Origin of the sequence: Pseudomyxococcus flavus (assembly GCF_050038885.1) — a bacterium.
Classification (GTDB): domain Bacteria; phylum Myxococcota; class Myxococcia; order Myxococcales; family Myxococcaceae; genus Myxococcus; species Myxococcus flavus.
This window is the reverse complement of record NZ_CP143624.1, coordinates 5,956,911-5,968,022: the sequence shown is the minus strand read 5'-3', so window position 1 is coordinate 5,968,022 and position 11,112 is coordinate 5,956,911. Positions and strand designations below refer to the sequence as shown.

Here is an 11,112-nt window from a genome sequence, read left to right as displayed (position 1 = left end):
TACTAGCCCCAGTGAGGTCCTACCAAGGGGCACCCCTTCTATGGGGCATGGTCGCGCTTCTTCGCCGTGCACTCAAAGCCCTGGGCGTGCTGCCCACCACCCGGGGGCCCCTTGTCCACGCCCTCCCCGTCTTCAGCTTCGGCCCGAGGAGAGGGAGTCGGGAGGTACTCATCGCCTACCGGGAAAATGGCTGGCTGCGCGCCGTCGTGGACACCGTGGCTGACGCGGTGGCAACGCCCACGTGGAAGGCCTACAAGCGCGTGGGCTTCGGGGGCGTGAAGCGCTACGACGCGCGCTGGAAGTCCGCCGCGAGGCACGAGCGGCGCAAGGCGTTGGAGGAGGCCACCCAGGCCGGTGAGCTGGTGGAGTTGCCTGAGCACGAGGTGCTGCGCCTGCTGGAGTCCCCCCATCCCGAGTACCCCGGACGCGAGCTGCGCAAGCTGCTCCAAGTGCATCTCGACTTGGTGGGCGAGACCTTCATGTGGCTGCGCCTGGGCCAGGACGGGCGGCCCGTGGGCTGGGAGCCGGTGCCCCCGCACTGCGTCCACATGACGCCCCAGCCCGGCCGCCCCTACTTCGCCCTCTCCTATGGCCAGTTCTCCGGTTACGTGCCCGCCGAGCACATGCTCTGGCCCAAGCACCTGGACCCGGAGAACCCCCTCGGCCGCGGCGTCGGGCGCGGCACCGCCCTCGGCGACCAGCTCGACACCATGGAGGCCATCGACAAGGCCACCAAGGGCACCTTCGAGCGCGGGGGCCTGCCGCACGCCGTGGTGGGGCTCGACTCGAAGAGCGAGGACTTCGAGCGGCAGGAGGCCGCAGACGACCTGGAGAAGCGCTTCAAGGAGGAGTTCCGCGGGCCGGAGAACGCGGGCAAGGTGTGGTTCACCCCCGGCGGGGTGACGCTGGCCCAGGTGGCCATCAACTACCGCGAGCTGCAGGCGGACGAGTTGGCGAAGTCCCTGCGCTCCTACGTGCGCCACGTCTACAACGTCCCGCCCGAGCTGGTGGGCGACACCAGCAGCTCCAACCGCAGCACGTCCGAGGCGGCCAAGTACCACCTGGCCGAGTACGCGGTGGCCCCCCGGCTGGAGTTCCTGCTGGCGTGGTTCCAGCACCGCCTGGTGCCCCTCATCGACGCGGACGTCATCCTCGACTACGAGGACCCGCGCCCCCAGGAGTTCGAGCGGGTGTTCAGGGCGATGACAACGCCCATCATGGAGGCCTTCACCTTCAACGAGCAGCGCGAGTTCGCGGGCTACGAGCCGCTGCCGGAGCTGGAGGGCAAGCGGCCCGCGCCGCTGCCGGGCCAAGGCGGCGGGGGCAACAACGCCGCGAGCGCTTCCGCCAACGCCACCCCGGAGCCGCCCAGGGACAGGACGGGCGAAGAGGGACGCGTGTAGCCGCCCCTTCTCCAGGGCATGAAAAGCTACCGCAAGCTGCTGGAGTCGAAGCCCACCGAAGGCGCATCCGGCCCGGTGTTCCGAATCACCTCCACCAACCTGGACCGCCACAAGGACAGGGTGCTGGCCATCAAGGCGAAGGGCGAGGAGTTCCGCACCCCTCTACTGTGGAACCACGACTCATGGAACCCGGCCATCGGCTACGCGCGGTGCTTCCGCGAGGCTGGCGAGTGGGTGATGGAGCCCGTCTTCGACGGCGCCTGTGACACCTCGAAGATGGTGGCGGCCAAGGTGAAGGCGGGCACGCTGGACCAGTGCTCCATCCGCTTCGTGCCCTGCGAGACGGAGCCGGTGCCGAACAAGGACGGCGGCTACGACTTCCCCCTGGTGGAGGTGCTCGAGGTCAGCATCGTCAACATCGCCGGCAACCAGGACGCGGTGCGCCTGCGCTCCGCAGAGGCGGTGGACGAGGACGAGGAGAAGAAGTACCGGGCCGCCGGGCTGGCCTTCCGCGCGAAGGTGGAGGGCGCCCTCGAGGAGTTGAAGGCCGAGGTGAAGAAGCTCCACAAGCTGCTGCCCGACGACGAGGAGAACGACCTCGACGACGACGATCTGTCCGACGACGAGTTGTCCGACGACGAGCTGGAGGACGACGAGGAGTTGTCCGAGGGCGAGGCCGAAGAGGAGGAACGCGAGGCCCCCGATGACGAAGAGCGAGACGGCGACGAAGCGCACCCGGACGAGGAGGAGCGCGACGTTGAGGAGGACGAGCAGGCCCTCTCCGAGGACACCCCGGACGAAGAGCGCGAGGCCCCCGAGGACGAGGAGTCGAAGTCCGACGAGGAGCCCCCGGGCGACGAAGAGCAGGAGCTGTCCGAGGACGAGTTGGAGGACGAGGAAGAGCTGTCCGAGGAGGAGGCGAAGTCCCTGCGCGCCCAGGTGGTGAAGCACCTCGGCTTCACGCCGGCTCAGGCCAAGGCCCTCTCCCCTGCCGACCTGCGCGGCTACGTGGAGCTGCTGCGCGGCTGAGCGCCGCCCCTTCTGACGCGCTGAGTCCCCTTCCGTAGCACCCCACCCAATTCGTTGGAGTCACCCACCATGAAGCGCAAGCGCAAGCCCACCCTCACGTCGAAGTCCGGCACCACCGCCGCCCCGGCCCTGCCGCCCACCCTCCAGCGGGCGGTGGACGTCGCGGTGGTGAAGGGCGTCGAGTCCGCCCTCGCCAGCCGCCCCAACGCGCCCCAGGCGCCTGTTACCAGCAACGCGAAGGACCTGCTCCTCGACGTCCCCAAGGAGAAGCGCCTGGCCGCAGCGCTCGGCTACCGCCTCAAGTCCGCCTTCCTGGCCCGCGCCGAGCGGCACGGCAAGGCCGAGTCCATGGGCGAGCTGAAGAAGTTCATGGAGCGCGTGAAGGCGGCTGGCCTCTTCGCCGGCGTCTTCGAGCAGGGCGGCCTGTGGACGCGCGAGACGTGGAGCTCGGAGCTGGTGGAGGTGCTGCGCCCGCGCTCCATCCTCCTGGCCGCGGGCGCGCGCACCATCGGCGGCTACGGCGCCAAGCTGAACATGGGCACCCTGGGCCAGGGCGTCACCGTGTACTGGACTGCCGAGGGCAAGCCCGTCCAGAAGTCCAACCCCACCGACGGCGCCATCAGCCTGGGTGCGCACAAGCTGATGGCCCTGTGCCCCATCAGCAACGACTTGCTGCGCCTGGGCAACATGGACGCCACCGCCATCGCCGGCGAGGACATGGCCGCCGCTATCAGCCTCGAGGTGGACCAGGTGGGCATCAAGGGCAAGGGCCCGAAGAAGCCCAATGGCCTGCGCCAGCAGATGAAGAACGGCAACCGCAAGCCCATCGCCGGCACCACGCTGGAGAACAAGATTGCCGACGTGGACGAGCTGGTGCAGGTGGTGGACAGCGCCGAGGTTCCGGGGGGCCTGGAGGGCAACTCGGGCTTCTACTACATGAGCCCGAAGACGTACTTCCACCTGCGCGCGCTGCGCGACTCGGCGGGCTGGGTGTGGCCGGAGCTGCGCGACCTGCGCAACCCGCGCCTCAACGGCATGCCCGTCTTCCGCAGCACCACCCTCAACGATGACCAGGTCATCGGCTTCGGCCTGGCCTCGCAACTCATCCTCGGCGAGGCCGTGCCCCTCGAGGTGGAGGTGGGCGAGGACGGCGCGGACTTCTCCTCGGACATGGTGACGATGCGCGGCATCACCCAGGTGGACTGGCTGCTGCGCCACGCCGAGGCCTTCGCCGAGAAGACGGGCGTCACCTACTGATGCGCGCACCGGGCCGGCGCCAGCACGCGGCCGGCCCGCTTCCTTCCACCCTCACGGAGCCCTCGCACATGCACCCTCTCAACACACAAATCGGCCACCTCATCCATGCCGCCAACCAGGCCCTGCCCCCGGACCTCCTGGGCGCCGGCACGCGCAACGGCGCGGCACTGGACGTCAGCCGCTACCAGTCGGGCGTCCTGGTGGCCAACGTCGGCGAAGTCGCCGGCACGCCCTCCGCCACCAGCGTCAGCTACACCGTCCAGACGAGCCCCAACGGCACGGATGGCTGGGTGCCGCTGAAGGACATGGATGACGCCGACGTCGTCCTCGTCGTCACCGCGGCCGGCACGTGCGCCGAGAAGGACTTCAACCTCCAGTACGCGACTGTGGACCACTCCTTCCTCCGCGTCGTCGAGGCCGTCACCTTCACCGGGGGCACCTCGCCCACCGTCATGGCGGGCGCCACCCTCGTCTTCGGCGGCGGCCAGCGCCTGCCGCTGTGAGGTGACACGGCCATGCCCGCGCCCCAGGACTTGCTGACGGCCGAGCTGCTCCCCCTCGCCGCGCGCACCGCGGTGGAGGGGCCCCGGCTGGGCCTCTTCATCACCGCCGCGTCTGAGGCCGTGGCGGCCTACGTCGGCTACCCGCTGCACCGTCGACTGGGCGTGGTGGAGTCGGTGGCGAGCACGGGCGGGCCGTACCTCTGGCTCGCTGGCGGCGCCGTCCGCCAGGTGGTGCGCGTCGAGGTGCGTGGCGTGGAGCTGGACGCCGAGTCCTACGCGCTCGAGTCCGCGCTCATGGGGAGGCTGGTGGCGCGCTCCTCGCGCTGGCCCTTCACCGGCACCTGGTCGGCGGGCGTGTCCCCCACACCGCTGGAGGCGCGCGACACCGGCGAGGTGGTTGTCACCTACGACGCGGGCTGGGTGACGCCGGGCCAGGCCGCGTTGGACGGCACGCTGCAGGTGGACCTGCCGGCGGCCATCCAGCTCGCCGGCGTGGAGGCCGTGATGGCGGCCCTCTCCCGCGACGGGAAGCCCGGCGACGTGGCCTCGGAGAATATCGGCGGCACGTCCATGAGCTACTTCGCCGGCGAGGGCGGAGGCCGCGCCGCGCTCCCCTCCACCGCCCGGCAGATGCTCACCCCCTACCGGAGGCTTCGCTGATGCTCATGGGCCACGCCTTGCGCCAGACATTCTGGCTGGAGCGCCTGGAGCGCACAAACGCCCGCGGCGAGCACGAGTACGCGGAGCCGGAGCTGCACCCCTGCCGCTACGAGGGCGCCACCAAGCGCCTCGTCACCGCGGACGGAAGCGAGCGCGTCTCCGAGGCCATCATGTGGTGCCGCGTGGAGGTGAAGCCCGAGGACAGGGTGTACCCGCCCGGCACCAGCCCGGACGACTTCAACGCTGGCAGGGAGCCCTTGCGGTGCAGTCCGCGCCACGCCCTCTCCGGCGCCGTGGACCATTACGAGGTGTACCTGTGACGCCCAGGGACGTGGAGCTCGAGCTGGCCGCGCACCTGGAGGCGGCCGGACTGGGCCTGTCCACCACCACCAACCCGCCCACCCTCTACCCCGGGCCCTTCCCCACCAGCGCCCCGCCGCGCTTCGTCTGCGTGCGCCACACGGGCGGCGAGGGAGGCCTCTACCTGGGTACGGGACGCGGTGTGCTGTCGGCGGACGTCCAGGTGGTGGTGCGTGGCCCGCGCGCCAGCTACACGGCCACACGCGAACTGGCGGTGCGGTGCTGGACGGCGCTGCACCTGGCGCGCGTGCCTGGCTACGTGGACGTGCGCTGCGAAGGCGCGGGCCCGTACTACATGGGCCCTGACGGCGAGGGCGGCCCCCGCTTCGTCTTCAACCTCGCCGCGCGCTACTCGGCGTAGCGCCGCCCCTTCTACGGGGCATGCCCGTCCGCGTTCAGCTCAAAGCCTCCGCTCTCGTCCGCTTGCGACAGCGGCCCAAGGACGTGCTGCAGGCGCTGGACTTCCCCCTGCGGGACTCGATGCGTCGAACGCTCGACTTCGCCACGTTCCTGGTGCCGCGCCGCGGACCCGATGAGCGAGCGGAGGCGCGAACCTCCCGCGAGGGGCCCCCGGAACCACCGCTCGCCGACACCGGCTTCATTTCCGGCCCCCACTACAACCTCAACCACTGGCTCTCCGTTTCGTGGACGGCTGGGTTTGAACACCCCGCCGCAGGTCCGATTCACGAGGGCTTCCACTGGGGAGACCAAATCATCAGGCCGCCCCCTCACTTCTTGAAGAAGGCGTTTCGGCGCTCGCGCTCCATCGCTCGCAAGGGCGTCGCGCAGGTGCTGGCCACGTTCCTCCAGAAGCAGTTCCCCCGTCGATAGGAGCACCGCCCAATGGCAGACCCGGTTATCGCTTTCATCCATGCCATCCACCTTGCGGAGGAGGCGACCGAAGCGCCGTCCCCCACCAACAAGATGGACGGCATCACTGATGCCCCCGTGAACTTCACCGCAGATTCTGTGGACATCGGCTACCTCGGCCAGGACGGCGGCTGGAAGCGCTCGATGACGACGTCCAAGAGCTTCCAGATTCCGATTTCGGGTCACCTGATGCGCAACGACCCGACGCATGTCCTGCTGCGTGACGCCTTCCTGCAGAACGAGACGGTCTACCTGCTCATCGTCGAGGACGCGGACGCCGCCCCGGGCAGCCAGGGCCACCGCTACCCGGTGAAGGTGTCCTCCTACGAGGAGGGCCGCACCTCCACGGACGTCGTCACCGTCTCCGCCACCCTCACCGGCCAGGGCGCGCCCAGCCCGCTCTGAGCCAACACCCCGTCACACCGAAGGAGTCAGCGCCATGGAACACGAAGGACTCACCCTCAAGCAGCGTCTCGCCCAGAAGAACCGGAAGCTGTTCAAGACCATCGACGTGGACGGAGACGCCGTGGAGCTCCGGAGGCCGTCGCACAAGGAGCGGCTCGCCGCCATGAAGCTCTCCGAGTCGGCGGGGGAAATCGACGCCTCCAACAAGCCTACGACGGCGGAGGGAGGCCTGCGCTTCGTCGCGCGCTGCGTCGCCACCGTCATGTACGACCCGACGTCCAAGCTGCGCCTCTATGACCCGGCTGAATCTGCGGACGTCGAGACCATCATGGGTGCGCCCTGGTTCGAGGACGTCATGAAGGACGCGCAGCTCGCGTTCAAGGGCAGCCTGAAAGAGGACATCGAGGAGGCCCGGGGAAACTCCTAAGCGACCCCTGGGAGGTGCTCGTCTTCGCCGCCGCGAAAGCACTGGGGCAACGCCCGAACGATGTGCGCACGTGGGACGAGGACGAGCTGCTCGGGCTGGTCGCCTACGGACAGCTTGAAGCCGAAGCCGTGAAGGAGCGGCAGGAGACGGCGGCGGCCCCCACCGCCGCGCCTGCACGCAGCGCCATGCGAGGGCAGGCAACACAGGCCACTCGCACCGTCATCTACCGCGTGGGCCCGAAGCCCACCAAACCGAAGGAGTAGCCCGTGTCCGGCGGCGGCTTGAAGGTTGGCGACCTGTACGTGGTCGTCACGGCGAGCATCGGCGAGGCCCTCAAGTCGCTGGACAAGCTCGTCAGCGAGTTGAAGGAGGCCGCGGCGGAAGTGAAAGAGGTCGCCGAGCCCATTGGCGAGTTCGGTGCCGTCATCGCCGCGGGCATCGCGGGCGCCGTGGCCGTCGCCATGGAGTCCAACGACGAGTTGAAAGACGAGGTCGGCCGGCTCAAGGAGCTCGTGTACACCATGGCCGCCGACATTGGCGACCTGTTCCTCCCGGTTGTGCGTCGGCTCGCCGACTTCTTCGAGCGCCTGGTCGTCACGTTCCAACAGCTTTCCCCTGCGATGAAGCGTGGAGCAGCGGACCTCGCGACGTGGGTGGCTGGCGTCGGTCTGGCCATCGGCATCATCGGCAAGCTGGCGGGTGTGGTGGAGGGCCTCGCGGGCGGTGTGGGCCTGGTCATCAAGGTGCTGAGCAGCCTCCAGCAATCCACCATGCTGGCGAGCCTGGGCCCCACCCTCGCGGCCGTCGCCGCGCCCGCGGCCGCCATCGCCGCCGCAGTGGCGGGGCTCACGCTGCTGGCCGGTAGCGTCTACGGCGCATGGACGGACACCAGCACGGGGCTCCGGGACTCCGTGCTGAGCATCCTGTCCAGCATCGGCGCGGTGGCCACCCGCGTCTGGGAGCTGCTGACTGCCGCCTTCAAGGGGCTCGCCAGCACCGTCCAGGGCATGGCAGCCCAGGCGCTCGACACCATGGCGTGGCTCATCCGCATGGCCGCCAAGGCGATGAGCCCTCTGGTGAAGGCGCTCCCCAAGACGATGCAGATGGGGCGGTTGAACAGGGCCCTCGACACTGCGCAGCAGGTCACCGGCGCCTCGCTGCTGAAGGACCTCAAGGACGGCGCCTCGTTCCTCGAGGAGAAGGCCCTGGCGGGTGCCCAGGCCGTCTCTGACGCCCTCTCATCCCTCGGCACCTCAGTCGCCGGCATCGCCACTGACGTCGGCAAGGGCGTCGCGTTCGGCTTCACCAAGTCACTCGAAGGCACCCGAAAGCTCCTCGATGATTTGGGGCTGACGGGCTTGCTGGACTCGCTGGCCGCCATGGTGCCGAGCCTCGCCAAGGGGCAGGCGAGCATCCGCCAGCCGGGCAACGACTACTCGGAGAAGAGCCTCACCCAGCTCCAGAACGAGGAAGGGGAAGCCACGCGCCGCGAGGTGGCCAACGCGGACTACTTCGAGGGAGCGGCCGCAGCCGCCGCCTTCGCGCAGTTCGAGAAGGAGGTGCAGGAGTTCACAGACGAGGCGAGTGCCAACCTGGAGATGGAGAAGGAGTCGCGGCAGGAGTTGCACGACGCGACCATGGCCGCGAACGAGTCTGGGTACCAGGCCTTCCGCCGGCTCTCCGACGACATGCGCCGGTGGATGGACGAGACGCGCCAGGCCATCGCCGCGGCCAAGGCCACGCTGGCCAGCCGGTTCGCTGGGGCCATGTCTCAAATCTCGTCTCTGGTCGACATCGCGACGACGGGCATGGCCGCTGGTGGCCCCATGGGTGCCATCGGCGCCGTGGTCGGTGAGCTGCTCGTCCAGTCGGAAGCTTTCGCGACGCTCATGGAGATGGTGAGCGTCATCATCAAGCACGTGGCCGAGGCCCTCAGCAGCATCCTTGTGCCGCTGCAGCCCCTCCTCGGGGCCATCTTCACCGTCATCGACGCGGTGACATCCGTACTGACGCCTGTCTTTACCACCCTGGGCCAGCTCGTGGAGCCGCTCGTGCCACCACTGGTGCTGCTGGGACAGCTCTTCGAGGGGTTGACGCCGCTGCTCTCGGTGCTGGCACAGGCCTTCCTGGCCATCATGGCGCCCATCAACCTCATCGCCGGGCCCGTCCTCAAGGGACTGTTCGACGTGCTCAAATTCGTCGCATCGGTGATCCTCGCCGCGGCTCAAGGAATCGGGTTCGTCTGGAACGGCATCATCAGCGCCGTGCAGGCCGTAATCCGAGGCATCAGCAAGGCCGTGGAATGGCTCGGCATCGACTCGCTCAAGAAGTTCGCCAACAGCATGGACCGGCTGAAGGTCGACACGGATGCCATGGGCGAGTCCCTCCAGGCGTTGAACGAGCTCACCTGGGAGTCGGCCGAGGCCAAGGCGCGCGAGACGGCGGAGGTGCTGCGCAACACGGAGGCCCTCCAGAAGGCCACGGAGTCCCTCAACAACGTGCCCAACGCCTGGAAGGTGGCCCTGCGCCGGTACCAGTCCCAGGACGTGCAGGACGGGCCCAGCAGCGAGCCCACGCGCCAGCCGCCGCCCAGGCCGGAGCCCTCCGGCGGTGCGCACGGCCCCCAGAGTGACTGGGACGGCGTGCGGCGCAATCGCGCTGGGGACCCGTTGCCGGACTGGAAGCAACCGGACGACCCGCGCAACCGCTACACGAAGGCGGGCGCCGCAATGGCAGACAAGCCGACCGTCGTCGTCAACAACTACATCACCGGCTACGACATCGACGAGGCGCTGGAAGAGGGAGCGCGGAGCGTGCAGCGCACCCTGGAGCGCTTCTCCCAGCGCTTCGCCTTCCGCAGCACCTGAGCCTCCGCCATGCCCTCCCCCTACCTCGCCCTCTCCGGCATCCCCGTGCCCGTCTCGTTGTCCAGCGGCTTGCGCTACTCGCCCGTGCTGCTGGGTGAGAAGGTGCGCACCTTCAACGGCTTCCCGCGCTCGTCGGCGCGGCGCAAGCTCTACGCCTACGAGGCCGGCACCGGCCCGCTGCCCCTCGCCGAGGCCGCGGCGCTGCGCGCGCTCATCGACGGCGAGGGCGACTCCTGGGACTTCGCCGGCAACATGCTGTCGAGTCGCGGCCTGTGGCCGTCCACCGTCGGAGCGCCGTGGGTGTTGCCGGACAGTGGACGGTACGAGGCCTACGGGCTGTGGCTGAATGCCGGCGACACCGTCAGCTGGGCCACGCAGCTCGGCGAGGCGTGGACGGTCGGCTACTGGGCCCGCGTCGCGGATGGTACTGGCACCAATTGGCGGCACTACGTCCAGCGAGCGGACGGCACGCTGTATGTGGACGCGGTGGTGCCCAATCCGGAGGGGCACACCTGGACGTTCGAGGAGGGCCTGACGAGCGCGCAGGGCCTCGCGGCCTCGGGCACCACCGGGACGGTGGCGGCCGGCGTGACCAGTGGCCGTTTCGGCCGCTGCGCCTCCATCAGCGCTGGGGGGACGGTGCGCTGGCCCACGGGCCTCGGCATACAGTGGACGGTGGCCTACTGGGCACGGCTGTCCACCGACGCAGGGTGGACGCACTACATCCACCGGCCAGGCGTCAACATCAGCCGCAACGGGGGCGTCAACAACGCTCCGCCCAACGGTGGGGCGCTCTACAGCGCCACTGGTGACTACACGCAGTTGCCCGGTGGGGCCGTCACGCTGCTGTGTTCCTCGGGCAGCGGCGGAGGCATCGGCAACCCCAACAACGCGCCACTGCTCGTGGATGACCTCGTGGTGTTGCCGTACACGGTGCCCAATTCGTGGGTGGCGCCGTGGTACGCGGCCACTGCGCCGTTCCGCCTGCCCGGCACCGTGGGCCTGGCAGAGGTGGACGAGGCAGGTGCCCTCACCGTGCGCCACCGGGCCGGCGTCTCAGGTGGCTTTCTCAACCCCACCAACGACCCCGTCGTGGTGAGCGACCTGGTCGCGCTGCCCTACACCGTGCCGGCGGCGTGGCTGGTGCCATGGCGCGACGCGGGCGCCCCTTTTGGCCCTCTGCCGTACCACCGCGCCACCGGCACCGGCTTGCACCGGGCCGTCGTCGTCATGGGCGACGCCGGCCAGGGCGAGGCACTGGAGTGGTGGGATGGCCCCCTGCGCGTGCAGGGCGAGGACTTCACCTTCACCCTCCAGGAGGCACCTTGAGA

General features: G+C 69.5%; 13 protein-coding genes. All 13 read left to right on the top strand.

The genetic code is table 11. The annotated features are described in order from the left end of the window. Positions 1-47 precede the first annotated feature (47 nt). The 13 genes from VZL07_RS25105 to VZL07_RS25045 all read left to right on the top strand — a co-directional run bounded on the left by VZL07_RS25105 (position 48) and on the right by VZL07_RS25045 (position 11,110). Positions 48-1,403, top strand: a complete 1,356-nt coding sequence (locus tag VZL07_RS25105) for a phage portal protein (RefSeq protein WP_426750184.1) — start codon at positions 48-50, stop codon at positions 1,401-1,403. 18 nt (positions 1,404-1,421) lie between these two features. Continuing rightward, positions 1,422-2,432, top strand: coding sequence for an HK97 family phage prohead protease (locus VZL07_RS25100; RefSeq protein WP_426750183.1), 1,011 nt, complete (start codon positions 1,422-1,424; stop codon positions 2,430-2,432). Positions 2,433-2,501: 69 nt separating this feature from the next. Further along, the gene (locus VZL07_RS25095; RefSeq protein WP_426750182.1) at positions 2,502-3,689 is read left to right on the top strand and encodes a phage major capsid protein; all 1,188 of its coding nucleotides are present in this window, start codon (positions 2,502-2,504) and stop codon (positions 3,687-3,689) included. A 68-nt stretch (positions 3,690-3,757) separates the two neighbouring features. Further along, on the top strand, positions 3,758-4,192 hold the full coding sequence (locus VZL07_RS25090; RefSeq protein ID WP_426750181.1) for a hypothetical protein: 435 nt from the start codon (positions 3,758-3,760) through the stop codon (positions 4,190-4,192). 12 nt (positions 4,193-4,204) lie between these two features. Beyond that, positions 4,205-4,852, top strand: a complete 648-nt coding sequence (locus VZL07_RS25085) for a hypothetical protein (RefSeq protein WP_426750180.1) — start codon at positions 4,205-4,207, stop codon at positions 4,850-4,852. After that, positions 4,852-5,172, top strand: coding sequence for a hypothetical protein (locus VZL07_RS25080; RefSeq protein WP_426750179.1), 321 nt, complete (start codon positions 4,852-4,854; stop codon positions 5,170-5,172). Before VZL07_RS25085 ends, VZL07_RS25080 begins: the two co-directional genes overlap by 1 nt. Beyond that, positions 5,169-5,573: a hypothetical protein gene (locus VZL07_RS25075; RefSeq protein WP_426750178.1), complete on the top strand. Its 405-nt coding sequence runs from the start codon at positions 5,169-5,171 to the stop codon at positions 5,571-5,573. The genes VZL07_RS25080 and VZL07_RS25075 overlap by 4 nt, the downstream gene beginning before the upstream one ends. A gap of 20 nt (positions 5,574-5,593) precedes the next feature. Then, positions 5,594-6,043: a hypothetical protein gene (locus tag VZL07_RS25070; RefSeq protein ID WP_426750177.1), complete on the top strand. Its 450-nt coding sequence runs from the start codon at positions 5,594-5,596 to the stop codon at positions 6,041-6,043. A gap of 12 nt (positions 6,044-6,055) precedes the next feature. Continuing rightward, positions 6,056-6,487 carry a phage tail tube protein gene (locus tag VZL07_RS25065; RefSeq protein WP_426750176.1) on the top strand — a complete coding sequence of 144 codons (432 nt, stop codon included), beginning with the start codon at positions 6,056-6,058 and terminating at the stop codon, positions 6,485-6,487. Positions 6,488-6,521: 34 nt separating this feature from the next. Beyond that, positions 6,522-6,914: a hypothetical protein gene (locus tag VZL07_RS25060; RefSeq protein ID WP_426750174.1), complete on the top strand. Its 393-nt coding sequence runs from the start codon at positions 6,522-6,524 to the stop codon at positions 6,912-6,914. 14 nt (positions 6,915-6,928) lie between these two features. After that, the gene (locus tag VZL07_RS25055) at positions 6,929-7,177 is read left to right on the top strand and encodes a hypothetical protein (RefSeq protein WP_426750173.1); all 249 of its coding nucleotides are present in this window, start codon (positions 6,929-6,931) and stop codon (positions 7,175-7,177) included. 3 nt (positions 7,178-7,180) lie between these two features. Next, positions 7,181-9,781 carry a hypothetical protein gene (locus VZL07_RS25050; RefSeq protein WP_426750171.1) on the top strand — a complete coding sequence of 867 codons (2,601 nt, stop codon included), beginning with the start codon at positions 7,181-7,183 and terminating at the stop codon, positions 9,779-9,781. A gap of 9 nt (positions 9,782-9,790) precedes the next feature. Then, positions 9,791-11,110: a hypothetical protein gene (locus tag VZL07_RS25045; RefSeq protein ID WP_426750170.1), complete on the top strand. Its 1,320-nt coding sequence runs from the start codon at positions 9,791-9,793 to the stop codon at positions 11,108-11,110. Positions 11,111-11,112: the final 2 nt, after the last annotated feature.